This window comes from Actinomycetospora sp. ABD4_176 (assembly GCF_056311855.1).
In genome coordinates, this window is the sequence record NZ_CM149974.1 from 2,320,082 (window position 1) to 2,343,511 (window position 23,430).

Consider the following 23,430-nt stretch of genomic DNA (forward strand, 5'->3'; position numbering starts at 1 on the left):
CTCGACCACGGTGGAACGGTGGCCCGCAACCTGCTGACCGGGGCGATCACGGTCGACGACCTGCCCGCCGCCACCACGGCGTTCATCCGCGCGCAGGGCGCGAAGCGCGGGCTCGACGAGGACCCGCTCGACGGCGTGACCCACGGCCTGCGGACCGACGAGGACACCCACGAGCGGCTCAGCTCCGGGCCGCGCGTCGAGCACCACACCACCGAGATGCTGCTGAGCCCGACGCTGCTGGTCATCGCCTACCGCCAGGGGCACGACGACCGCTACGACCGCGTCGACCCCGCCGCGCGCGTGAGCTTCCACCGCCTCGACCAGCTCGAGCTCGTCGACCCGCCCGCCGAGAAGCGCACACGGACCCTCGGCGCCCACGCCCAGGGCGTGCTCTCGCTCGCGAGCACCCCGGTCGGCGGGCCGCCGCGCCGCACGACGCGGCACATCCCGACCGGCAACGCCCCGGAGGTCGCGACGTTCCGCACGGCCCTGGCGGCGGCGGTCGAGCGGGCCCGCACGGACGCGTGAACCCCGGCGGCGGACCCCGCGAGGGGCACGGGGTCCGCCACCGGGAGACCTAGCCGAGCAGCGGCTTCACCTTCGTGCCGAAGTCGTGCACGCCCTGCTCGAAGTCGTCGAACGTGAACATCATCCCGGCGACGCCGGGCATCTTCGCGACCTCGTCGACCTGCCGCGCCACCGTCTCGTACGACCCGACGAGCGTGGCCATGTTGAAGTTGACCGCGCCCTCGGGGAGGTTGATCGTCCGCGCCGTGCCCGAGCCGTCGGCGGTCTTGTCCTGGCTGCCCTCGTCGGACATGTAGCCCAGCGCGGCGGCGTCGGCCCCCTCGTTGTAGGAGCGCCACTTCGCCTGGGCCTCCTCGTCGGTCTCGGCCATGATCGCCATGAACAGCGGCAGCGACCGCACGTCGCGGCCGCTCTCCTTGGCGAACGAGGCGAGCTTCTCGGTGGGCTGGCGGTAGACCTCGGGGTCGTTGACCCCCGGCGAGAGGATGAAGTTGTAGTCGCCGTACTCGGCGCAGAACCGCATGCCGCGCTCCGACTGCCCGGCGCACACGACGTCGACCTTGCCCTGCGGCCGCGGGGAGAGCACGCAGTCGTCCATCTGGAAGTACTGGCCGTCGAGGTCGCAGCGGCCGGTCTCCCACAGGTCGCGCAGGACCTTCACGTACTCGGTGGAGTAGTCGTAGCGGTAGCCGAAGTACTCGTCGCCCGGCCACAGGCCCATCTGCTCGTACTCGTTCTTCGCCCAGCCCGAGACGATGTTGACACCGAAGCGTCCCGGCGCGATCTGGTCGATGGTCGTCGCCATCCGCGCGACGAGGGCCGGCGGCAGGGTGAGGACCGCCGTCGAGGCGTAGAGCTTGATCCGGTCGGTGACCGCGGCCAGGCCCGCCATCAGCGTGAACGACTCGAGGTTGTGGTCCCAGAACTCCGTCTTCCCGCCGAAGCCCCGCAGCTTGATCATCGACAGCGCGAACGCGAAGCCCTGGCGCTCCGCCTCCTGCACGACGTTGCGGTTGAGGTCCCAGGTCGGCATGTACTGCGGCGAGTTCTCGGAGATGAGCCAGCCGTTGTTGCCGATCGGGATGAAGACGCCGAAGTCCACTTCGGGACCACCTTCCTGCGGGGTCAGGAGACGGGGAGAGGGAGCGCGCGCAGCGCCGGGACCACCTCGCGGGCGAGGAGGTCGAGGGACGTCCGCGCCGCCCGCACCGGCATGCCGGCCCAGTCGGTGCGGAACACGAAGTGGTCGACGCCGAGCTCGTCGCGCCACGGGAGGAGTGCCGCGGTGCAGTCCTCCGGAGACCCCACCACGAACCGGTCGTGGGCGAGGTCGTCGTAACCGACCCGGAACGACTCCGTCCCGGGCATGACACGGTCCTGGCCCCAGTCGGCGTAGACCTCGTACTTCCGGGCCAGGTGCGGCATCGCCAGCTCGAGGGCCTGCTCGCGCGTCGGGGCGCAGAACACCTCGCGGATGAGCGGGAGCTCGGTCACCGGCGGGCGGCCGGCCGCCGCCCGCTCCGCGTGGAACAGCTCGAGCTGCCGGGCGACGGTGGCCCGCGTGGCGTGCGGGTTGATCATCCAGGTGTCCGCGAGCCGCGCCGCCCGCCGCACCGCGCCGTCGGAGTTCGCCGCCATCCAGATCGGGGGCCCCGGCTGGGCCGCGGGGAGGAACGTGGCGCGGACGTCGTCGAGGCGGGTCCAGGGCAGGTCGGCGGTGACGGCCTCCCCGCGCCACAGCGCCTCGACGATCCGCAGGTTCTCGGTGAACCGGTGGACCTTCTGGTCCGGCGGCACCCCGAACGCGTCGTACTCGACCTGCCGGTAGCCCAGGCCCACCCCGAACACCGAGCGCCCGCCGCAGACGACGTCGAGCCCGGCGTAGGCCTCGGCGGTGTCGACGGGGTTGTGCAGGGCGAGCAGGTGGATGCCGGTGCCGATGGTCATGTCGCCCGCGTCGGCGGCCAGCCGCGCGAGCCAGGGCAGCGGCTGGATGTGCGCCATCGACTCGGCGAGGTGGTGCTGCCCGGCGAACACGGAGTCCAGGCCGGCGTCGCGCGCGGTGCGCACCAGCGAGAGCTGCTCGTCGAGGGCGACGAGCGGGTCGCGGCCGGGCGGCTGCTGGTGGGTCAGGAAGACGCCCGCCTTCACCCCGTCAGCGCTGGTCACGGCACGCCTCCGCGAACTCCGCGGCCGGCCGGTCGTCGCCCAGCGACAGCACCGCGTCCCGCACCCGCTCGGCCGTGGCGGCGTCGGCGACCCGGCCGATGGTGTCGGTGTACTTGGCGACGATCTCCGCGTTGGTCAGCGGGCGCTCCTCGTGCCCGCGGTTGACCTGCTCGCGGTGGGCGACCACCCGGCCGTCGGCGAGCTCGATCTCCACGCGCCCGGAGTAGGCCGCGGGGAACCGGCCCTCGTGGTCGTCGACGACCTCGACGCGGCGGGCCAGCGCCAGGATCTCCCGGTCGGCCAGCGCCTCGTCGGAGAGCTCGGCCAGCGTGAACCGCCCGCGCACCAGCGCCGCGGCCACGGTGTACGGGAGGCTGAACTTGGCGTCGTACTCGTCGCGCGGCGCCCACTTGTTCTCCGGCGGCTGGCAGACGACCTTGCCGGGCACGGGGTGGATCGCGCAGCGGACCGCTCGCACGTCCTGCGCGCGCATGCCGTGCTCGGCGCGCAGGAGGAGCGCCGCGTCGGCGAAGGCGTGGTTGAAGTGGCAGATCGGGTAGGGCTTCACCGCGGTGCGCAGCAGCTCCCACCGCTTGCCGAGGCCCTCGGTCACCGCCTCCGGGTGGGTCTCCCGCCCGCTGAGGTGGGTGGCGTAGAGCCCGAAGCGGCCCTCGTACACCGCCGCCGGCCCGGTCCAGCCCGCGCGGGCGAACGCCGCCGCGGTCAGCCCGGACATCGCCGCCCAGCCCGGGTGGAGGCGCTTGGTCCACGACCCGTCCTCGAGGAACTCCAGCAGGCCCGCCGCCATCGAGCCGACGACGCCCTGCGCGGCCGCGAGCCCCGTGGCGTCCAGCCCCGTGAGCTTCCCGGCGGCCACCGCGGCCCCGAACGCCCCGGCGACGGCGGTGGGGTGGAAGCCGACGTCGTGGAACCCGCCGGCCCCGCCGATCCCGACGCGCGCCGAGACCTCCACACCGAGCACGTACGCCGCGAGCAGCTCGCGCGTGCTCGCCCCCGCCACCGTCGCGGCCGAGATCGCCGCCGGCAGCGCGGCCGCGGACACGTGGGTGACGGCCGGGATGTGGGTGTCGTCGAAGTCCATGCCGTGCACGAGCACGCCGCCCAGCACGGCGGCGTCGCGCGGGGCGAGCCGGTCGGGCATGCCGAGCACCGGGTGGGCGCCGGAGCCGAAGGTGGTCAGCGCGTCCCGGGCGACGCCGGCGAAGGGGTAGGCGGTGGAGGCGAAGGCCAGCCCCACGGCGTCGAGCACGAGGTGGCGCGCCCGCTCGAGGACCTCGTCCGGCACGTCCGCGGGGTGCAGCGCCGCGGCGAACTCCGCGACCCGGCCCGCGGCCGTCGTGCGGGTGGGGCTCTCCAGCGACACGACACGCAGCCTCTCGATCGGTGACCGGCCTCACAGGACCATACGTCAGACGTTTAGGACGCGGAAGGGGGTGCCTGCCGGTGGTGGTCGGTGCGCTCCTGGAACACGCGCGCCGCCCACAGCGCGGTCGCCTCGCGGTGCGGCGGGGCGACGAGCTGCGCCGACACCGGGCAACCGTCGGGCGCGAGGCCCGTCGGCACCGCCAGGCCGGGCGCGCCGGTGAGGTTGCCGAGCATCGTCGAGCGCGACTGGGCGGCGTAGAGCGGGAACTCCTCGCCGTCGACGACGACGGTGCCGTCGGGCAGCCGGGGCGCGGTCGACGGGCACGTCGGCACGATCATCAGGTCCGCGCCGGCGAACACCGCGTCCAGCTCCCGCTGCAGCTCGACGCGGAACTGCAGCGCCCGCAGGTAGTCGACGGCCGGGGTGACGATGCCCTGGCTGATGCGCCGCACGACGACCGGGTCGTAGGTGTCCCAGCGGTCGGCGTCGACACCGGGATCGGGACGGTGGAGCGTGGCCGCCTCGGTGAACACGATCTGGTAGCCGATCGGCAGCGCGTCGCCCGCCGAGGGCACCTCGCCGGACACGACCTCCGCGCCGGCGGCGACGAGCTCGTCGACGAGGTGCGCGACGCCCGCGCGCACCGCCGCGTCGCAGAGCTCGGTGAACGCGCCGCCGGGCACGGCGACGCGCAGGCCGGCGAGGTCGGGGCGCGCCGGGACCTCGAACGGGGGCAGCGACGTGCTCCGGGGATCGGCACCGTCGGGGCCGCGCAGGACCGCGAAGAGGCGCTCGGCGTCGCGCGCGCTGCGCGCGATCGGGCCGACGGTCTCGGTGGTCCAGGACAGCGGGAAGACGCCGGTGCGCGGGATCGCGCCGGCGGTCGGCTTGAGCCCGGTGAGCCCGCACCACGCCGAGGGCAGGCGCACCGACCCGCCGACGTCGGTGCCGAGCGCGCACGGCACGGCGCGGGCGGCGACGGCGGCCGCCGAGCCGGTCGACGAGCCGCCGGCCCAGCGCTCGGGGTCCCAGGGGTTGCGCACGGGACCGAAGCGCGGCGGGTGCGGCCCGCCGACGGCGAACTCGGTGGTCGCGTCCTTGCTGACCGGGATCGCGCCGGCCTCCTCGAGCCGGCGCACGACGGTGGCGGAGGCCGTGGCGGGGGTGTCGCCGTCCCTGCCCCTGCTCCAGGAGCCGAGCGTCGTCGGCACGCCCGCCACGTCGATGACGTCCTTGACCCCGAACGGCACGCCCTCGAGCGGGCGCGCGGTGCCGTCGGCCCAGCGCCGGGCGGACGCGGCGGCGGCGGCGCGGGCGCGCTCGTCGAGGAGGCGGATCGTGCAGTTGTAGGCCGCGTGGGCCTTCTCCAGGTCGCGCAGGGCCGCGTCGACGGCCTCGACCGGCGTCGTGTCGCCGGCGGCGTACGCGGCGAGGAGGTCGGTGACGTCCCGGGTCAGGGCCGGGGTCGCGGGCGGGGTCACGGGCGCACCCAGGCGTCCCCGTGCGCCGGGTCGGCGGCGCCGTCGGCGGGCAGGGGGCGGGCGCGCAGCCGGGCGACCGCGCTCTCGGCGCCCACCACGGCCGCCCGCAGCGCCGCGACCGTCTCCTCGTCGACCGAGTAGCCGAGCCGCGCGGCGAGCGCGGCCAGCTCACCGGGGCTCGGGACGTCCTGCTCGCTCACCCGATGGTCGCCTTCCCCGCGAGCAGAGACCGCGCGACGACCGTGCCGAGCATGTCGTTGGTGCCCTCGCCGATCGACATCAGCGGGGCGTCGCGGTAGAGCCGCTCGACCTCGAACTCCGTCGAGTAGCCGTAGCCGCCGTGGATGCGCATCGCGTCGGTGGCGCACTCCAGCGCCGCGTCCGACGCGAAGATCTTCGCCATGCCCGACTCGGTGTCCATGCGCACGCCCTCGTCCATGCGCGAGGCCGCCCAGTAGGTCATCAGGCGCGCCGCCTGCAGCTTCACGGCGATGGCCGACAGGCGTAGCTGCACGGCCTGGAAGTCGCCGATCGACTGCCCGAACGCGGTGCGCTCGCGCGCGTAGGACAGCGCCTCCTCGTAGGCCCGCTGGGCGATCCCCACCGAGCGCGCCGCGATGTTGACCCGCCCCGTCTCCAGCGACGACAGCGCCTGCTGCAGCCCGCGGCCCTCGACCCCGCCGAGCAGCTGCGACGCCGGCACCCGCACGTCGTCGAGCACCACCTCGCACGACTCGGTGCCCTTGTAGCCGAGCTTGCCCATGTCCTTGGTGATCTCGAGGCCCGGCGCGCCGGCCTCGACGAGCAGCATGCTCATGCCGCGGTGCGGCGGCGTCGCGGTGGGGTCGGTCTTCACGAGCACCGGCAGCGGGTCGGCGTGCCGCGCGTTCGTGATCCACATCTTGGTGCCGCGGACGACGTACTCGTCCCCGTCCCGCGTGGCCGTGGTGGTGATGCTCTGCAGGTCGGTGCCCGCGCCCGGCTCGGTGAGCGCGATCGCGGTGCGCCGCTCCCCCGTCGCGAGCTCGGGCAGGTACCGCTGCTTCTGCTCCTCGGTGCCGTGGCGGGCGATCATCCAGCACGACACCGCGTGGCTGCCGAGGATGCCGGCGATGCCCATCCAGCCGCGCGAGATCTCCTCGAACGTCAGCGCGAACGACACGGTGTCGGCCTCGAGCCCGCCCCACTGCTCGGGCACGGCCAGGCCGAACAGGCCCAGCTTCCTCATGCCCTCGACGATCTCGGTCGGGTAGCGGCCCTCGTGCTCCCAGTCGCGCGCGACCGGCACGATCTCGCGGTCCACGAACGACCGCAGCGTGTCGCGGAAGAGCCGCTGCTCGTCGCTGAGCCGGAAGTCCATCAGGGGTCCTCCCCGAACGCGCCCGCGGCCCGCAGGGCGGCCAGGCGCTCGTCGTCGTAGCCGATCCCGCGCAGCACGGACTCGGTGTGCTCGCCCATCGCCGGGCCCCCGCGGACGGCCCGGGTGTCGTCGCCGGGCGGGCCGACGCGCACCGGCGAGCGCAGCGACCGCACCGTGCCCCAGTGCGCGTGCTCGGTCTCGGCGACGAGACCGCGGGCGAGGGTGTGCTCGTCGGCGAGCGCCTCGCCGACCTCGTGGATCGGCGCGCACGGGATGCCCGCGGCCGTCATGGCCGCGATCCAGGTGGCGACGTCCCGGGCGCGGAACAGCTCCTCGAGCAGCGGGACCAGCACGTCGCGGTGCCGGTCGCGGTCGCGGAAGGTGACGAAGCGGGGGTCGGTCGCGAGGTCCGGCGCCTCGAGCACGACCGTGAGCCGCTGCCAGAACTTCTCCTTCGCGCACCCGACGACCAGCCACCCGTCCGCCGCCTCGAACGCCTGGAAGGGCACGAGCGAGGGGTGCGCGGAGTGGTGCGTGCGGGCCGGCGTGTAGCCCTCGGTGAGGTGCCACGTCGCCGGGTAGGTCAGCAGGCTGACCGCGGTGTCGTAGAGCGAGAGGTCGCAGTCGGTGCCGACGCCGTCGCGCCGCGCGGCGTGGATGCCGGCGAGCAGCGCGATCGCCGCGACGAACCCGCCGCTGTAGTCCACGAGCGAGAGCCCCGCCTTCTGCGGCGCCCCGCCCGGCTCCCCCGTCAGCGACATCCAGCCGCCGAGCGCCTGGAGCACGTAGTCGTAGCCGGGCTCGCCGGCGCGCGGCCCGGTCATCCCGAAGCCGGTCAGCGAGCAGCAGACGATGCGCGGGTTGACGTCCTTGAGGTCGTCGTAGCGGATGCCGAGCTTCGCCGGCACGTCACCGCGCAGGTTCGAGTAGACGGCGTCGGCGCTGCGCACGAGGTCGTGGAACACCTCGCGCCCGGCCGGGGTGCGGATGTCGAGCAGCACCGACGACTTGTCCTTGTTGAACGACTCGAAGAACAGCGAGTCGCCGTCCTGCGCGTACGGCGGGACGTAGCGCCCGACGTCGCCGCCCGACGTCGGGTCCTCGATCTTGATGATCTCCGCGCCCAGCTCGGCGAGGTGCATCGAGCCGAACGGCCCGGCGCCGTACTGCTCGAGCGAGACGATGCGGACGTCCTCGAGGGGCCTCACTGCCCGTTCTCCGGCGACTCGTTCTCCAGCGAGAGCGGCACCGCGGCCTGCGGGAAGTGCGAGGCGGCCCGCGGGGCGTCCCGGCGGTGGACGTAGAAGGCGCGCTTGAACGTCAGCACCTCGACGCCGTCCTGGTTGAGCCCGCGGCTGCGCACGCGCACGATCCCGGCGTCCGGGCGGCTGCGCGACTCCCGCGTCTCCAGCACCAGCGACTCCGACCAGAGCGTGTCGCCCGCGAACACCGGGCTCGTCAGGCGCAGCTCGTCGATGCCGAGGTTCGCGAACGCGTTCTGGCTGGTGTCCGACACCGACTGCCCGAGCACGATCGAGATCGTCAGCGGCGACGCCACGATCATCCGGCCGAACTCCGAGTCCGCGCCGACCTGGGCGTTGAAGTGCGCCTGGTTCGTGTTCATCGTCAGCAGCGTGAACCAGGTGTTGTCCGTCTCGGTGATCGTCCGCCCCAGCGGGTGCTGGTAGACGTCCCCGGCGGTGAAGTCCTCGAAGAAGCGGCCCTGCCAGCCCGCGACGACGGCCATACGGGGACGCTAAAGGTCTGACGTATCCCGCCACAAGGACCCGATCCGTCCCCGCGACCGTCTACGCTGACGCCGTGCCCTCGCAGCCGCCCGCCGCGACGCCGGCGACGGCGCCCGTCCCCCACCTGCGGGTGCAGCGCGTGCGGCCGGCGTACCGGCAGGTCGCCGACGAGCTCCGCACCCAGATCCTCGCCGGCACGCTGCCGGCGGGCACGCGCCTGCCGAACGAGGGCGAGCTCGGGCGCGCCTTCGGGGTCAGCCGCAGCACGGCCCGCGAGGCGCTGCGGGTGCTGTCGAGCCAGCACCTCGTCGAGACCCACCGCGGCGTCCAGGGCGGCACCTTCGTCAGCGAGCCGGACCCGGCGCGCGTCGTCGAGGACGTCGGCAGCGCCCTCGGCGTGCTCGTCATGACCCCGCAGCTGCACGTCAGCGACCTGCTCGAGGCGCGCCTCCTGCTCGAGCCCGCCGCCGCCCGCCTCGCCGCGCAGCGCGCCGACGCCGAGACGGTCGAGGCCGTGCGCAACGCGGCCGCCGCCCACCGCGACGCCCGCGACCCCAGCGGCTTCGTCGGGCACCTCGACTTCCACACCACGCTGCTCATCGCCACCGGCAACCTCATGCTCACGCTCATGGGCCAGCCGGTGAACGACGTGCTGCGCACCCGCCTGCGCCGCGAGGGGGTCGAGGCGCACGAGTGGGACAAGGTCGACGCCTGCCACCGCGAGATCGCCGAGCACGTCGCCGAGGGCCGCGCCGACGACGCCGAGGCGGCGATGCGCGACCACCTCGTCGAGCTGCGCCGGCTCTACGAGCGCGACGGCTTCTGGACCTGACTAGCTCGCCTGCCGGTACCCCGTCGAGCGTCCCGGCGGGGTGGACTCCAGCCACGAGGAGAAGCCGGTCAGCGCGTCGGCGCTGATCGCGAGCTCCCAGGTCGTCGCGCCGTCGCGGCACGACAGCACCGAGCTGTTCGCCGGGTGCATCTCCCCCGGCAGCGGCGCGCGGCGGTCCACGATCTCGAGCCGCGTGCGGTCGAGCACCACGTTCGGCCCGGAGCGCAGCCCGCTGATGCGGTACCAGCGGAACTCGTCGCCGCGGTAGCGGGCGAGCCCGGAGCGCCAGCCGCCCAGGTCGCCGGGCGCCCGCGCCTCGCGCAGGGCCACGTCGACGCCGCCGCGACGCAGGATGCGGATGCGGCGCAGCAGCAGGATCCCGACGACGAGCAGCACCGCGAGCACCACGATGGCCGCCAGCTCGGCGATCATCGCGGGGCTCACCGGTGCTGCTCGCCTTGCCTCAGCGGTCCGGGTTCTCGCCGGCGGCCCGGAGACGGGCCCGGGCACGCGCGGCGGCCGCGGCCTTGTCGTCGTGGTCGTCGCCGCCGCCCTCGGCCTGCTGGAGCTCGTCGCGGGCCTGGGCGACGTCGATGTCGTCCGCCAGCTCGGCGAGCTCGGCGAGGACGGTCACCGACTCCGCGGTGACCGAGAGGAAGCCCCCGAACACTGCGGCGTGGAACGGCTCGGAGTCGGTCGGGTCGATGCGCACCACGCCGGCCTGGTTCAGCGCCGCGATCATCGGCTCGTGGCCCGGCAGCAGGCCGATGTCGCCCTCGACCGTGCGGGCCGAGACGAAGCTCGCCTGACCCGACCACAGCCGCTTCTCGACGCCGACGATGGCGACCTCCATCTCGGCCATCAGGACGAGTACTTCTTGATGTTCGCCTCGACGTCGTCGAGACCACCGCTCATGGCGAACGCCTGCTCGGGAGCGTTGTCGTACTCGCCCTTGGTGATCTTGTCGAACGCCTCGACGGTGTCCTTCACGTCCACGAACGAGCCGGGCTCGCCGGTGAACTGCTCGGCGGCGTACATGTTCTGCCCGAGGAAGCGCTCGATCCGGCGCGCGCGGGCGACGGTGAGGCGGTCCTCCTCGGAGAGCTCGTCGATGCCGAGGATGGCGATGATGTCCTGCAGGTCGTTGTAGCGCTGCAGGATGCGGATGACCTCGCGCGCGACCCGGTAGTGGTCCTCGCCGACGTACTGCGCGTCGAGGATCGTCGACGTGGAGGTCAGCGGGTCCACGGCCGGGAAGATGCCCTTGGCGAACACCGACCGCGACAGCTCGGTGGTGGCGTCGAGGTGGGCGAACGTGGTGGCCGGCGCCGGGTCGGTGTAGTCGTCGGCGGGCACGTAGATCGCCTGCATCGAGGTGATCGAGCGGCCGCGCGTCGAGGTGATGCGCTCCTGCAGCTCGCCCATCTCGTCGGCCAGGGTCGGCTGGTAGCCCACCGCCGAGGGCATGCGGCCCAGCAGCGTCGAGACCTCCTGGCCGGCCTGCGTGAACCGGAAGATGTTGTCGATGAACAGGAGCACGTCCTGCTCCTGCACGTCGCGGAAGTACTCCGCCATCGTCAGCGCGGACAGCGCGACGCGCATGCGGGTGCCCGGAGGCTCGTCCATCTGTCCGAACACGAGGGCGGTGTCCTTGAGGACGTCCGCCTCGCCGAGCTCGACCCAGAGGTCGTTGCCCTCACGGGTGCGCTCCCCGACGCCGGCGAACACCGAGGTGCCACCGAAGTTGCGGGCGATGCGCTGGATCATCTCCTGGATGAGCACGGTCTTGCCGACGCCCGCACCGCCGAACAGGCCGATCTTGCCGCCCTGCACGTAGGGGGTGAGCAGGTCGACGACCTTGAGGCCGGTCCAGAGCACCTCGGTCTTGCCCTCGAGCTGCTCGAACGGCGGCGGGTCGCGGTGGATGCCCCAGCGCTCGGCGTCCGAGGCGTAGCCCGGCTCGTCGAGGCAGTCGCCGAGGGTGTTGAACAGGTGGCCCTTGACGACGTTGCCGACCGGCACCGAGATCGGCGCGCCGGTGTTGGTGACGTCCTGGCCACGCACCACGCCGTCGGTGGGCTGCATCGAGATCGTGCGCACCTGGCCGTCACCGAGGTGCTGGGCCACCTCGAGCGTCAGCTTCTTGGTGCTGTCGCCGAGCGTGACCTCGATGGTCAGCGCGGTGAAGAGGTCGGGCACCTCGCCGCGCGGGAACTCCACGTCGACGACGGGCCCGAGGATGCGGGTGATGCGACCGGCGGCACCGTGCGAGCCGTTCTGCTCGGTGCCCGCGGCCGGCGCGGTGGACTGGGTCATCGTCAGCTCCCCTACTCGGCGAGGGCGTTGGCGCCGCCAACGATCTCGCTGATCTCCTGCGTGATCTGGGCCTGGCGTGCCTGGTTCGCCTCGCGGGTCAGGTTGTCGACCAGGTCGTTGGCGTTGTCGGTGGCCGCCTTCATGGCGCGCTGGCGGGCCGCCGACTCGGACGCCGCGGCGTCGAGCAGCGCCGCGAAGACCCGCGCGCGGATGTACTTGGGCATGAGCGCGTCGAAGAGGACCTCGGGCTCGGGCTCGAAGGCGTACTCCGGGCCGCGCTCCTCCGATGCGGAGCCGTCCTCGTCGGCCGACTCCTCCTCCAGCTCGAGGGGGGCGACCTGCCGTCCGACGACGCGCTGGCTGGCGACCGAGGTGAACTCGGTGAACACCACGTGCAGCTCGTCGACCCCGGCGAGCCCGTGCGCCTCCTCGGGCGGCGTGAACGACTGGGGTCCACCCGAGTTGGGGGGACCCGACCCCTCGCCGCCGCCGGCACCGCCGGAGGCCGGCTCGGCCTCGGCCGACTCGTCGGACCCCACCGTCGCGTCGCCGCCGGCGAGGAAGCAGGCGGTCAGCGTGTCGGCGGCGTGCGCGGCGTTCGCGTAGTCGGGCACCTCGGAGAAGCCGGTCCACTGGCCCGACATCTCGCGGTTGCGGAACCGGAAGTACGCCACGCCCTTGCCGCCGATCACGAAGAGCGACGGCTCCTTGCCCTCGTCGGACAGCTCGCGCATGACGCGCTCGGCCTCGCGCAGCACGTTGGCGTTGTAGCCGCCGCACAGGCCTCGGTCGCTGGTCACCACGAGGACGCCCGCGCGGCTGGGCTCCTCGCGGGCCTCCAGCAGCGGGTGGTCGCTGGCGCCGGCCTTCGCGGCCGTCGTCAGCACGTGGGTGAACTCGTCGGAGTACGGCCGCGCCGCCTGGACGCGTGCCTGCGCCTTCGCGATGCGCGAGGCCGCGACCATCTCCATCGCCTTGGTGATCTGGGCGATGTTCTTGGTCGACCGGATGCGCCGTCGCAGGACGCGGAGGGATGCGGGCATGGGGCCTTAGCTCCCCGACCCCTGCGACGAGCCCTGGGCGGAACCCTGCGAGGCCGAGCTCTTCTCGGCCTGCTCGGACGAGTTCGACGAGGCGTCGGTCGACTCGTCCGACGACGGCTCCTGCGGGCCCTCGTCCGAGTCGGTGCCGGACTCGTTCTCGCCGAAGAGCTCGCCGCTGCCGCCGTCGTCGGCGACGCCCTCGCCCGAGCCCGTCGAGAACTGCTCCTTGAACTCGGAGACGGTCTTGGTCAGACGCTCCTCGTTCTCGTCGGAGAGCTGCCCGGTGTCGCGGATCTCCGAGAGCACCCCGCCGTCGCGACGGACGTGCTCGAGGAACTCCGTCTCGAAGCGGGCGACGTCCTCGACCGGCACCGAGTCGAGGTGACCGCGGGTGCCGAGGAAGATCGAGACGACCTCCTCCTCGACCGGGTAGGGCTCGCCCTGGCCCTGCTTCAGCAGCTCCATGAGGCGGGCACCGCGGTCGAGCTGCGCCTGGCTGGTGGGGTCGAGGTCCGAGCCGAAGGCCGCGAACGACTCGAGCTCCCGGTACTGGGCCAGGTCGACGCGCAGGCGGCCGGCGACCGAGCGCATGGCCTTGACCTGCGCCGACCCACCGACGCGGGACACCGAGTTCCCGACGTTCAGCGCGGGCCGCTGGCCCTGGTTGAACAGGTCGGCCTCGAGGAAGCACTGGCCGTCGGTGATCGAGATGACGTTCGTCGGGATGTAGGCCGCGATGTCGCCGCCCTTGGTCTCGACGATCGGCAGGCCCGTCAGCGAGCCCGCGCCGAGGTCGTCGGAGAGCTTCGCGCAGCGCTCGAGCAGCCGCGAGTGCAGGTAGAACACGTCGCCGGGGTAGGCCTCGCGGCCCGGCGGGCGGCGCAGCAGCAGCGAGATCGCGCGGTAGGCCTCGGCCTGCTTCGACAGGTCGTCGAAGACGATCAGGCAGTGCTTGCCCTGGTACATCCAGTGCTGCGCGATCGCGGAGCCGGCGTACGGGGCGATGTACTTGAAGCCCGCGGGGTCGGAGGCGGGGGCGGCGACGATGGTCGTGTACTCCATCGCGCCCGCGTCCTCGAGCGACTGGCGGACACCGGCGATCGTGGTGCCCTTCTGACCGATGGCGACGTAGACGCAGCGGACCTGCTGCTCCGGGTCGCCGGTCTCCCAGGCCTCGCGCTGATTGATGATCGTGTCCGTGCAGACCGCGGTCTTGCCGGTCTTGCGGTCACCGATGATCAGCTGGCGCTGGCCGCGGCCGATCGGGGTCATGGCGTCGATCGCCTTGATCCCGGTCTGCAGCGGCTGCTTGACCTCCTTGCGCTGCACGACCGAGGCGGCCTGCAGCTCCATCTCGCGCTCGCCCTCGGACTCGATCTCGCCGAGCCCGTCGAGCGGCTGGCCGAGCGGGTCGACGACGCGGCCCATGAAGCCGTCCCCGACCGGCACGGAGAGCACGCGCCCGGTACGCGTGACCTGCTGCCCCTCCTCGATGGTCTCGTACTCACCGAGGATGACGACGCCGATCTCGCGCTCCTCGAGGTTCTGGGCCAGGCCCAGCACACCACCGGGGAACTCGAGGAGCTCGTTCGTCATCGTCGAGGGCAGACCCTCGACGTACGCGATGCCGTCACCCGTCGAGGTGACGATGCCGACCTCCTGACGGGTCGAGTCCGCGGAGTACGAGGACACGTAGTCCTCGATCGCGCTACGGACCTCGTCGGAGGAGATGGTCAACTCGGCCATGGCTTCCGCTCTCGCTAGTCGTTAGGGGGTCACGTGTCGGTGGGCGCGGCCGGGGTCGGCCGAGCCGGCTGTCAGCCCAGTCTGCGGCCGAGCTCGTCGAGCCGTCCGGCCACACTGCCGTCGATGACCTCGTCCCCCACCTGGATCACCAGACCGCCGACCAGGGCGGGGTCGACCTCGAGGTGCAGGGTGATGTCCCGACGGTAGATGCGCGTGAGGGCGTCGGCCAGTCGTCGTTGCTGCTGGTCCGACAGGGTGATCGGGGACCGCACGGTCGCGACGGAGCGCTCGCGGCGCTCGGCGGCGAGCTCGGCCAGACGCTCGAGGCCCTGGGCGATCCCACGACCGGTGGGGTGCGCCACGAGCTGCGCGGCGAGCTTGCGCGTGGTGGCCTCGGTCCGGTCGGCGAGGAGCCGGTCCAGCACCTGCTGCTTGCCCTCGGCGTCCGCCGACGGGTCGCCGAGCAGGCGCTCGAGGTCGGGCTCCGCGGCGACGATGCGGCCGAGCCGGAACAGCTCGTCCTCGACGGCGTCGAGCCGCCCGTCCCGCTCGGCGGAGACCAGCAGGGCCTCGCGGGCGACGATGCGCAGTCCGGAGACCAGGTCGTCGGGCCGCGACCACGCCTGGGCCACGGCGGTGCGCACGACGTCGGCGGTGACCGCCGTGACCTGCTGGTCGACCAGGCGGGACGCGAGCCCCTCCCGGTCCTCCGCGGAGCGCGACGAGTCGGCCAGCGTGCGGCGCAGGACCGCCTCGCGGCGCAGCAGGTCGGCGACCGCGTCGAGCTGGTCGGCCACCGTCTGGAGGTCACCCGCCGACGCCTGCTCGGTCGACTCGCCGAGCCGGCGGCGCGTGGCCTCCAGCGCGTCGCGGCTCGCCGCGTGGAAGTCGGCCAGGAGGCCTGTCGAGGCCGTCACGACTGCGCTCCGTTCCCCGGGGTGGGCGTGGTCGACGGGCCGGCCGGGCCGGCCGTGCGGAACGCCGCCGACGTGCTGGACGCGTCGTCCGACCCGTTGCCGGACGCACTGCCGGACCCGCTGCCGGACCCGTCGCCGGAGGCACTGCCGGATCCACTGCCGGACCCGCCCATGGCCTCGAGCTCGTCGAGGAACCGGTCGACGCTCTGGCCGCGGCTCGCGTCGTCGGACAGCGCCGAGGCGACGATGCGCCGCGACAGCTCGACCGACTGGCGTCCCGTCTCGGCCCGCAGCTCCGCCACGGCACGGGAGCGGGAGGCCTCGAGCGACTGCCGACCCTGCGCCCTGATCCGCTCGGCCTCCTCGGCCGCACGGTTGTCCATGTCCTGCCCGATGCGCTCGGCATCGGCCCGGGCGTCGTCCCGGATCCGCGCGGTCTCGTCGTCGACGCGGGCCAGTCGATCGCGGTTGCGGGCGAGCTCGGCCTTGGCGTCGGCCTCCATGGCCTCTGCCCGCGCGATGCCCGACTCGATCTGCTTCTTCGTGTCCTCGTGCGAGGACACGACGTTCGGCCACGCGTACCGGTACAGCACGAAGGCGAGCAGCGCGAAGCCGATCGTCCCGATGATGATCTCGAACGTGTGCGGCAGCGCCGCGTACGGCTCGCCGGCCGGTTGCTCGGCCAGCAGCGCGGTCACGCTCATCGGTTCACCTCCCGTCCCTGCGGTGTCGACCGGTCAGGGGAATCAGATGGCGAACGCGAGGACCAGACCGATGATGGCGAGCGCCTCGGAGAGGGCGAAGCCGATGAACGCGATGGTCTGCAGCTGGCCGCGGGCCTCGGGCTGGCGCGCCACGCCGTTGATGAACGCCGCGAAGACGATGCCGACGCCGATACCGGGGCCGACGGCGGAGAGGCCGTAGCCGACCATGTTGAGGCTGCCCTGAACCATGAGGGGTTCCTTTCCGGTGTTCGTTCTGGGATCGGGGAGGGAGGCGCCGGTGGCTGCGGCGACTAGTGCTCGTCGGCCAGCGACGCACCGATGTACGACGCGGTGAGGATGGTGAAGATGTAGGCCTGCACCACCTGGATGAAGGCCTCGAAGAAGATCATGACGATCGAGAAGATGAACGCGAACGGGGAGAGCACGTTCAGCACGACCGAGTCGGCGGTGGTGAGCATGTACTCGCCGCCGAAGATGAACAGCAGGATCAGCAGGTGGCCGGCGAACATGTTGCCGAACAACCGCAGCGAGAGCGTGATGGGCCGCAGCAGGAAGTTCGAGATGAACTCGATCGGGGTCAGGATGATCCGGACCGGCCACGGCACCCCGGGCGGCCAGGTCTGCAGCTGGATGTAGCCGCCGAAGCCCTGCTTGCGGATGCCGACGTAGTTGTAGAGCACCCAGGTGACCGCGGCCAGCGCGTACGCCATCCCCGGGTGCGAGAACGTCGGGAACTGGATGAACGGGAAGATGCCGAAGATGTTGTTCACCAGGAGGAAGGCGAACAGCGACACGAGGTAGGGCACGTACTTGCGGAAGTCCGGGCCGATGTTGTCGCGCGCGATCTGGTCGCGGACCAGGCCCTGGAACTTCTCCGCCAGGAACTGCATGCGGCCCGGGATGATCGAGGGCGCCTTCGTCGCCACGGCGAAGAAGCCGTAGACGATGAGCGCGGCGATGATCAGCTGGATCGTCGGCTTGTCGAACCACTCGAGGACGGGGATGCCCTCGAAGATGGGCGGGAGGTTGAAGTCCTCGACGCCGGGCGCCTTGAAGCCCTCTGCCGGGGTGCCGGGCGGGACCGGCGGCGCCGGAGCCTGCGTCCACAACGACGAGATCACCCGTGCTGCTCCTTCCGGTCCTCCGGGCCGGCGGGTCCACCGGGGCGAGGGGGGTCGGGGGGGACGTAAAGGTATCGGATGTAGATCAACGCGAAGGAGGCAGCCCCACCGGCCAGGAGGCCGATGAGGAGGAACCACCGTGTCGACAGCAGGGCGTCGAGTACCCATCCCAGCCCGCCGAACACCAGGATCCCGGTGATCAGGTGGGAGAGGACCGTCCAGGCCTCGGACGGGGACTGGGCGGACCCCTGCGCGGGGGTACGACCCGCATCTCCGCGGAGGCTGTCCTGCGCCATCGCGGCGCACCATATCAGCCGGTTCGTCGCAGTCCACTACGGGTCGTCGGAGGCCACACCCCTGGTCGGGGGACCTCCGCGTCCCTCAGACGGCGATGGTGGGCCCCGGCTTGCGGGCGTACGCGATGACCTCGCCGACGATGAAGGCGATCGCCGTCGGCCCCAGCGCGAGCGCCGCGATGCGGGTGTCGACGACCTCGAGCGCCTGCAGCACCAGGAAGACGACGAGCAGCAGGCCGAGCTTGCCCATCATGCTCACGAGCGCGGCGGCCATGACCACCATGGGGTCGGCGGCCGCGGTCCAGCGCATGACGAGCGGTCCGAGCGAGCACACGCCGATGACGATGACGGCGCCGACCACGGCCGCGACGACGCCGGTGACGCCGGCGAGCAGGCCGGCGACCACCGCGGCGAGCACGGCGACGACGACCGCCGGCCAGAGGCCGCCGCGCAGCATCGCGCTGCTGGCCTCGAGGACCTGCCGGGTGGTCGCCGGGGTGGCGTGGGGGGTGGCCGAGGGGGTCGGCTCGGGACGGTCGGTGCCCTCAGGGCTGGTCATGGCGGGTCCTCGATCGGGTGGGGCGTGGGGAGCGGGGGTCAGGCGCGGGCGCGAAGGCGCGGCACGGCGGAGGCGAGCACGGCGACGAGCACGCCGGCGGTCACCATCCAGACCACCAGGAACGCGTTGTCGACGAGCGCGAGGGCGACCGCCCCGAACGCCAGCACGCCCGCCCACAGGTAGATGAGCAGGACGGCGCGGCGCTGGGAGTGGCCGATCTCGAGCAGCCGGTGGTGCAGGTGCATCTTGTCCGGCGCGAACGGGCTGGTGCCCGCACGGGTGCGGCGCACGACCGCCATCAGCAGGTCGAGCAGCGGCACGAAGACCACCGCGGCGACGACGATCACGGGCGTGACCAGCGCGAGCGCCCCGGTCGCGCCGGTGGTCGAGTAGTTGGTGCGGCCGGACGCGGTGGTGGTGGCCGCGGCGAGCGTGAGACCGATGAACATCGAGCCGGAGTCGCCCATGAACAGGCGCGCGGGCTGGAAGTTGTGGGGCAGGAAGCCCGCGCACGCCCCGGCGAGGACGGCGGCGATCAGCGCGGGCGGGTAGGCGTTGACGTCGCCGTTCTGCTGGCCGAGCAGGCCGAGCGCGAACGCGCAGGTCGCGGTGGCCGCGATGGTGCCGATGCCGGCGGCGAGCCCGTCGAGGCCGTCGACGAAGTTCATCGCGTTGACCAGCAGCACGCACAGGAACACGGTGATGAGCACGCCCTGGTCCTGGCCGAGCAGCAGCACCGAGCCCGTGCTCCCGCCGGTGCCGCCCCACGGGAGGTACACGGCGGTCCACTGCACGCCCATCAGCACGAGCACGCCCGCGGCGGTGGCCTGACCGGCGAGCTTGGTGAGCGCGTCGAGACCGAAGCGGTCGTCGAGCGCCCCGACCACCACGATCACCCCGCCGGCGACGAGCACGGCGAGGGTCTCGTTGGAGTAGTCGAAGGCGCGGCGCAGCACCGGCAGCTGCGAGGCGACGAACACGCCCCCGGCGACGCCGAGGTAGATGGCGACGCCGCCGAGGCGCGGGATCGGGATGGTGTGCACGTCGCGACCGCGCGGGACCGCGATCGCCCCGACGCGCAGCGCGAAGCGTCGGACCAGGCCGGTCAGCAGGTAGGTGACGACCGCGGCGGACAGCCCGACCAGGAGGTACTCCCGGATCGGCAGCCCCATCGGGGCGAAGTCCGGTGACGGGCCCACGGCCCCCGAGAGTAGACCGGCCGAGGTCTACCGGGCGTACGCGGGGAACCGCGACACGAGGTTCCCGACCTCCTCGCGGACGTCCGCGAGGGTCTGCTTGCCCGACTCCGAGGTCTCGTCGGCCGTCACCGCGGAGGCGATGAGGCGCGCGACGTCGCCCATCTCGTTCTCCGTCATGCCCTGGGTGGTGATCGACGGCGAACCGACGCGGATGCCCGAGGCGGTCATCGGGGGCTGCGGGTCGTACGGGATCGCGTTCTTGTTCAGCGTGATCCCGGCCAGGCCGCTGCGCGCCTCCGCCTCCTTGCCGGTGACCCCGAGAGGCTGCAGGTCGAGCAGCGCGAGGTGGGTGTCGGTGCCGCCCGAGATCGCGCGCATGCCCTGCGTCTCGAGCCCGGAGGTGAGCGCCTGCGCGTTCGCGATGACCTGGCGCGCGTAGCGCTGGTAGTCCTCGGTGGCGGCCTCGGCGAGCGCGACGGCCTTGCCGGCCACCGCGTGCATGAGCGGGCCGCCCTGCAGGAAGGGGAACACGGCCTTGTCCAGCGCCTTCGCGTGCTCGGCCTTCGAGACGAGCATGCCGCCGCGCGGGCCGCGCAGCACCTTGTGGGTCGTGAAGGTGACGACGTCGGCGTACGGGACGGGACTCGGGATCGCCTTGCCGGCGACGAGGCCGATGAAGTGGGCGGCGTCGACCCAGAGGATCGCGCCGGCCTCGTCGGCGATGGCGCGGAACTTCTCGAAGTCGATGAGGCGCGGGTAGGCGGTGGCGCCCGCGACGATCATCTTCGGGCGGTGCTCGAGGGCCAGGTCGCGCACCTGGTCGTAGTCGATGAGCCCGTCGTCCTCGCGCACGGTGTAGGGCACCGGCTCGAACCACTTGCCCGAGAAGCTGACCTTGGCGCCGTGGGTGAGGTGGCCGCCGTGGGGCAGGCTCATGGCCAGCACCTTGTCGCCGGGACGGCAGAACGCCGCGTAGACCGCGAGGTTGGCGTTGGCGCCGGAGTGCGGCTGGAGGTTCGCGTGCTCGGCGCCGAACAGGGTCTTGGCGCGGTCGATCGCGATCTCCTCGGCGCGGTCGACGACCTCGCAGCCGCCGTAGTAGCGCCGGCCGGGGTAGCCCTCGGCGTACTTGTTCGACAGCGTCGAGCCGAGCGCGGCGAGCACGGCGGGGCTGGTGAGGTTCTCGCTGGCGATGAGCTGGAGTCCGCCGCGCAGCCGGGTGAGCTCGTCGTCGACGACCTGGGCGATCTCGGGGTCGACGGCCTGGAGGGCGTCGTAGTCCGGGCCCCAGAAGTGCTGCGAGTCGGCTGCCATGTCGACCCACGTTACCGGCCCTTCACCGGGCCCGGCTGCCCCCGTGGTAGCTAGCTCACAGCCCTGATCACAGGGTGACGGGGACGCCGACGACGCGCGAGACGTCCTCGGCGCTCACCGCCCCCTCGCGGCGCAGCCGCGGCGTCTCGCCGGTGAGGTCGACGATCGTCGAGCCCACGCCGGACGCGCACACCCCGCCGTCGAGGTAGACCTCGACGGAGTCCCCGAGCTGCTCGCGGGCCTCCTGCACCGTCGTCGCGGGCGACTGCCCCGAGACGTTCGCGCTGCTCTGGGCCATGGGCCCGACCTCGCGCAGCAGTTCGAGGGCCACCGGGTGCAGGGGCATCCGCAGCATCACGGTGCCACGGGTCGTCCCGAGGTCCCAGGCGAGGCTCGGCGCGTGCGGCAGGACGATCGACAGCCCGCCCGGCCAGAACGCCTCGACGAGGTCGCGCGCGACGGGCGGCACGGAGCCGACGAGCCCGTCGATCGTCGACCAGCTGCCGACGAGCACGCCCAGCGGCATGTCCGGGCCGCGGTGCTTGGCCGCGAGCAGGTCGGCGACGGCGCGGGCGTTGAACGCGTCCGCGCCGATGCCGTAGAGCGTGTCGGTCGGGATGACCACGAGCCGGCCCGCGCGCACGGCCGCGGCGGCCGCCGCCAGCCCGGTGGGTCGCGTCGCGGGGTCCTCGCAGTCGTACACCGTGCTCACGGGGGCCGAGCCTAGGCCCGGCGCCCGACGGCGACGCGCGGGCGTCCCGCGAGATCGTCCAGGGTCCTGACCTCGACGAACCCGGCGCCGGCGAGCACGCCACGGACCGCGGCCGGGTGCGAGTCGTCGTGCTCGACCCCGACCGCTCCCCCGGGCCGCAGCAGCCGGTGGGCCAGCGCGGCGAGGGGGCGGATGACCGCGAGCCCGTCGGGGCCGGCGAAGACCGCGCCGGCGGGGTCGGCATCGACCTCGGGCGGCACGGCCACCCCGGTCGGCACGTAGGGCGGGTTGGCCACGACGAGGTCGACGGTGCCGTCGAGCTCGGCGAGGACGCCGGGGGCGGTGACGTCGGCGACGTGACGCACGACGCCCGAGCCGGCGAGGTTCCCCTCCGCCCAGGCCAGTGCGCCGGGGTCGACCTCGACGGCGTGGACGGTGGCGTCGCGGCGCTCGTGGGCGACGGCCAGCGCGAGCGCGCCGGTGCCCGTGCACAGGTCGACGACGACGCGCGCGGGCTGCGCGAGCGCCCAGGCCAGCAGCGTCTCGGTCTCGGGCCGCGGCACGAACACCCCGGGGCCGACGGCCACCTCGACCGGCCCGAGCACCGCGGACCCGAGCAGGTGCTGCAGCGGCTCGCGGGCGGCGCGGCGCGCGACGAGGGCGTCGAGGGCCGCGCGCTGCGCCGCGTCGGGCGGGTCGGCGAGCAGCAGGCGCCCGCGCGGGACGCCCAGGACGTGCGCGACCAGCAGTTCCGCGTCGACCCGGGGCGACGCGACCCCGGCCCCGGCCAGCCGGGCGGTGGCCGCGGCGAGCAGGTCGCGCACGCTCAGGAGGAGGCCTCGTCGGCGGCGCGGGCCATCCGCTCGCGGCGGTCGGCGGCGCGCAGGGCGTCGAGCACGCCGTCGAGGTCGCCGTCGAGCACCCGGTCGAGGTCGTGCGACTTGTAGCCGATGCGGTGGTCGGAGATCCGGTTCTCGGGGAAGTTGTAGGTGCGCACGCGCTCGGAGCGGTCGACCGTGCGGACCTGGCTGCGCCGGTCCGCCGACGCCTGCGCCTGCTCGGCCTCGTCGGCCATCGCCTGCAGCCGGCTGCGCAGCACCTCGAGAGCGCGCGCCTTGTTCTGCAGCTGGGAGCGCTCGTTCTGGCAGCTCACGACCACGCCGGTCGGCAGGTGGGTGATCCGCACCGCGGAGTCGGTGGTGTTGACGCCCTGCCCGCCCTTGCCCGAGGAGCGGAAGACGTCGACGCGCAGGTCCTTCTCGTCGATCTCGATGGCCGCGGCCTCCTCGGCCTCGGGGTAGACGAGCACCCCGGCCGCCGAGGTGTGGATGCGGCCCTGCGACTCGGTGACGGGCACGCGCTGGACCCGGTGGACCCCGCCCTCGTACTTGAACCAGGCCCAGACCCCCTCGGGGTCGTTGCCGGGCGCGGTCACCGTGACGGTGACGTCCTTGAAGCCGCCGAGGTCGGACTCCGTCGCCGACAGGACCTCGACCTTCCAGCCGCGCCGCTCGGCGTAGCGGGAGTACATGCGCAGCAGGTCGCCCGCGAACAGCGCCGACTCCTCGCCGCCCTCCCCCGACTTCACCTCGACGACGACGTCGTTCGCGTCCGCCGGGTCGCGGGGCACGAGCTGCTCGGCCAGCCGCGCCCGCAGCGTCTCGACGCGCCCCTCGATCTCGCCGGCCTCCGCGGCGAACGCCGGGTCGTCGCGGGCGAGCTCCCGCGCGTCCGCGAGGTCGGCCTCGGCCGAAGTGAGCTCACCGACCGTGGCGACGGTCGGCGACAGCGCCGCGTAGCGCCGTCCCAGCGAGCGGGCGAGCGCGGCGTCGGCGTGCACGTCGGGGTCGGCGAGGCGCGCCTCCAGGCCCGCGTGCTCCTCGAGCAGCGCGGTGACGCCGGGCGACGACGTCATGCTGTCCTGGGCCACCGTCGGCCTCCTCCCTCACACTTCTCCCGGACCTGCCCCGACACGCA

Annotated in this window: 25 protein-coding genes and 1 pseudogene; 2 read left to right on the forward strand and 24 right to left on the reverse strand. The window is 73.2% G+C overall.

The genetic code is table 11. The annotated features are described in order from the left end of the window. Positions 1–18 precede the first annotated feature (18 nt). The gene (locus ACYX4T_RS11210; protein ID WP_476014596.1) at positions 19–528 is read left to right on the forward strand and encodes a hypothetical protein; all 510 of its coding nucleotides are present in this window, start codon (positions 19–21) and stop codon (positions 526–528) included. Between the two features lie 49 nt (positions 529–577). Here the strand turns inward: ACYX4T_RS11210 and rutA are convergent, their stop codons facing one another. Genes rutA through ACYX4T_RS11250 form a run of 8 tightly spaced genes read right to left on the reverse strand, consistent with a single transcriptional unit; the run spans position 578 to position 8,672 of the window. Further along, a complete protein-coding gene (rutA, locus tag ACYX4T_RS11215; protein WP_476014597.1) occupies positions 578–1,630 on the reverse strand; it encodes a pyrimidine utilization protein A in 1,053 nt (350 codons plus the stop codon). A gap of 23 nt (positions 1,631–1,653) precedes the next feature. Then, complete coding sequence (locus ACYX4T_RS11220; RefSeq protein WP_476014598.1) at positions 1,654–2,697, reverse strand: LLM class flavin-dependent oxidoreductase; 1,044 nt, start codon at positions 2,695–2,697, stop codon at positions 1,654–1,656. Beyond that, positions 2,684–4,081 carry an MmgE/PrpD family protein gene (locus ACYX4T_RS11225; RefSeq protein ID WP_476014599.1) on the reverse strand — a complete coding sequence of 466 codons (1,398 nt, stop codon included), beginning with the start codon at positions 4,079–4,081 and terminating at the stop codon, positions 2,684–2,686. Before ACYX4T_RS11225 ends, ACYX4T_RS11220 begins: the two co-directional genes overlap by 14 nt. Before the next feature lie 53 nt (positions 4,082–4,134). Next, positions 4,135–5,565: an amidase gene (locus ACYX4T_RS11230; RefSeq protein WP_476014600.1), complete on the reverse strand. Its 1,431-nt coding sequence runs from the start codon at positions 5,563–5,565 to the stop codon at positions 4,135–4,137. Beyond that, positions 5,562–5,765, reverse strand: coding sequence for a hypothetical protein (locus ACYX4T_RS11235; protein WP_476014601.1), 204 nt, complete (start codon positions 5,763–5,765; stop codon positions 5,562–5,564). The genes ACYX4T_RS11230 and ACYX4T_RS11235 overlap by 4 nt, the downstream gene beginning before the upstream one ends. Beyond that, positions 5,762–6,925: an acyl-CoA dehydrogenase family protein gene (locus ACYX4T_RS11240; protein ID WP_476014602.1), complete on the reverse strand. Its 1,164-nt coding sequence runs from the start codon at positions 6,923–6,925 to the stop codon at positions 5,762–5,764. The genes ACYX4T_RS11235 and ACYX4T_RS11240 overlap by 4 nt, the downstream gene beginning before the upstream one ends. Beyond that, on the reverse strand, positions 6,925–8,133 hold the full coding sequence (locus ACYX4T_RS11245) for a CaiB/BaiF CoA transferase family protein (protein WP_476014603.1): 1,209 nt from the start codon (positions 8,131–8,133) through the stop codon (positions 6,925–6,927). Before ACYX4T_RS11245 ends, ACYX4T_RS11240 begins: the two co-directional genes overlap by 1 nt. Continuing rightward, entirely contained in the window at positions 8,130–8,672 is a 543-nt protein-coding gene (locus ACYX4T_RS11250) for a MaoC family dehydratase (RefSeq protein ID WP_476014604.1), read from the reverse strand. The genes ACYX4T_RS11245 and ACYX4T_RS11250 overlap by 4 nt, the downstream gene beginning before the upstream one ends. A gap of 74 nt (positions 8,673–8,746) precedes the next feature. Here ACYX4T_RS11250 and ACYX4T_RS11255 point away from each other — a divergent pair, with 74 nt between their 5' ends. Further along, complete coding sequence (locus ACYX4T_RS11255; RefSeq protein ID WP_476014605.1) at positions 8,747–9,505, forward strand: FadR/GntR family transcriptional regulator; 759 nt, start codon at positions 8,747–8,749, stop codon at positions 9,503–9,505. On the opposite strand, the gene ACYX4T_RS11260 is transcribed toward ACYX4T_RS11255, so the two are convergent. The 16 genes and pseudogenes from ACYX4T_RS11260 to prfA all read right to left on the reverse strand — a co-directional run bounded on the left by ACYX4T_RS11260 (position 9,506) and on the right by prfA (position 23,368). Next, positions 9,506–9,949 (reverse strand): DUF2550 domain-containing protein, encoded by a 444-nt coding sequence (locus tag ACYX4T_RS11260; protein WP_476014606.1) that lies wholly within the window; start codon positions 9,947–9,949, stop codon positions 9,506–9,508. 19 nt (positions 9,950–9,968) lie between these two features. Then, positions 9,969–10,367 carry a F0F1 ATP synthase subunit epsilon gene (locus ACYX4T_RS11265; protein WP_476014607.1) on the reverse strand — a complete coding sequence of 133 codons (399 nt, stop codon included), beginning with the start codon at positions 10,365–10,367 and terminating at the stop codon, positions 9,969–9,971. Continuing rightward, positions 10,367–11,821 carry a F0F1 ATP synthase subunit beta gene (atpD, locus tag ACYX4T_RS11270; RefSeq protein ID WP_476014608.1) on the reverse strand — a complete coding sequence of 485 codons (1,455 nt, stop codon included), beginning with the start codon at positions 11,819–11,821 and terminating at the stop codon, positions 10,367–10,369. The genes ACYX4T_RS11265 and atpD overlap by 1 nt, the downstream gene beginning before the upstream one ends. 11 nt (positions 11,822–11,832) lie before the next feature. Next, positions 11,833–12,864, reverse strand: a complete 1,032-nt coding sequence (locus ACYX4T_RS11275; protein ID WP_476014609.1) for a F0F1 ATP synthase subunit gamma — start codon at positions 12,862–12,864, stop codon at positions 11,833–11,835. Positions 12,865–12,999: 135 nt separating this feature from the next. Then, positions 13,000–14,610 (reverse strand): annotated as a pseudogene (atpA, locus tag ACYX4T_RS11280) (F0F1 ATP synthase subunit alpha); the annotation flags it as partial. A 71-nt stretch (positions 14,611–14,681) separates the two neighbouring features. After that, a complete protein-coding gene (locus ACYX4T_RS11285) occupies positions 14,682–15,527 on the reverse strand; it encodes a F0F1 ATP synthase subunit delta (protein WP_476014610.1) in 846 nt (281 codons plus the stop codon). Then, positions 15,524–16,231, reverse strand: coding sequence for a F0F1 ATP synthase subunit B (gene atpF, locus ACYX4T_RS11290; RefSeq protein WP_476014611.1), 708 nt, complete (start codon positions 16,229–16,231; stop codon positions 15,524–15,526). The genes ACYX4T_RS11285 and atpF overlap by 4 nt, the downstream gene beginning before the upstream one ends. Positions 16,232–16,273: 42 nt before the next feature. Next, positions 16,274–16,480, reverse strand: a complete 207-nt coding sequence (atpE, locus tag ACYX4T_RS11295; protein WP_116706531.1) for an ATP synthase F0 subunit C — start codon at positions 16,478–16,480, stop codon at positions 16,274–16,276. Positions 16,481–16,542: 62 nt separating this feature from the next. Continuing rightward, positions 16,543–17,373 carry a F0F1 ATP synthase subunit A gene (atpB, locus tag ACYX4T_RS11300; protein ID WP_476014612.1) on the reverse strand — a complete coding sequence of 277 codons (831 nt, stop codon included), beginning with the start codon at positions 17,371–17,373 and terminating at the stop codon, positions 16,543–16,545. Continuing rightward, entirely contained in the window at positions 17,370–17,669 is a 300-nt protein-coding gene (locus ACYX4T_RS11305; protein ID WP_476014613.1) for an AtpZ/AtpI family protein, read from the reverse strand. Before ACYX4T_RS11305 ends, atpB begins: the two co-directional genes overlap by 4 nt. A gap of 85 nt (positions 17,670–17,754) precedes the next feature. Continuing rightward, on the reverse strand, positions 17,755–18,228 hold the full coding sequence (locus ACYX4T_RS11310) for a hypothetical protein (RefSeq protein ID WP_476014614.1): 474 nt from the start codon (positions 18,226–18,228) through the stop codon (positions 17,755–17,757). Positions 18,229–18,266: 38 nt separating this feature from the next. Then, positions 18,267–19,400: a glycosyltransferase family 4 protein gene (locus tag ACYX4T_RS11315; RefSeq protein ID WP_476015242.1), complete on the reverse strand. Its 1,134-nt coding sequence runs from the start codon at positions 19,398–19,400 to the stop codon at positions 18,267–18,269. 54 nt (positions 19,401–19,454) lie between these two features. Continuing rightward, positions 19,455–20,741, reverse strand: coding sequence for a serine hydroxymethyltransferase (locus tag ACYX4T_RS11320; RefSeq protein ID WP_476014615.1), 1,287 nt, complete (start codon positions 20,739–20,741; stop codon positions 19,455–19,457). A 67-nt stretch (positions 20,742–20,808) separates the two neighbouring features. After that, entirely contained in the window at positions 20,809–21,453 is a 645-nt protein-coding gene (locus tag ACYX4T_RS11325; protein WP_476014616.1) for an L-threonylcarbamoyladenylate synthase, read from the reverse strand. Positions 21,454–21,464: 11 nt separating this feature from the next. Next, positions 21,465–22,283, reverse strand: coding sequence for a peptide chain release factor N(5)-glutamine methyltransferase (prmC, locus tag ACYX4T_RS11330; RefSeq protein WP_476015243.1), 819 nt, complete (start codon positions 22,281–22,283; stop codon positions 21,465–21,467). Next, a complete protein-coding gene (gene prfA / locus ACYX4T_RS11335; RefSeq protein ID WP_476015244.1) occupies positions 22,280–23,368 on the reverse strand; it encodes a peptide chain release factor 1 in 1,089 nt (362 codons plus the stop codon). The genes prmC and prfA overlap by 4 nt, the downstream gene beginning before the upstream one ends. Positions 23,369–23,430 lie beyond the last annotated feature (62 nt).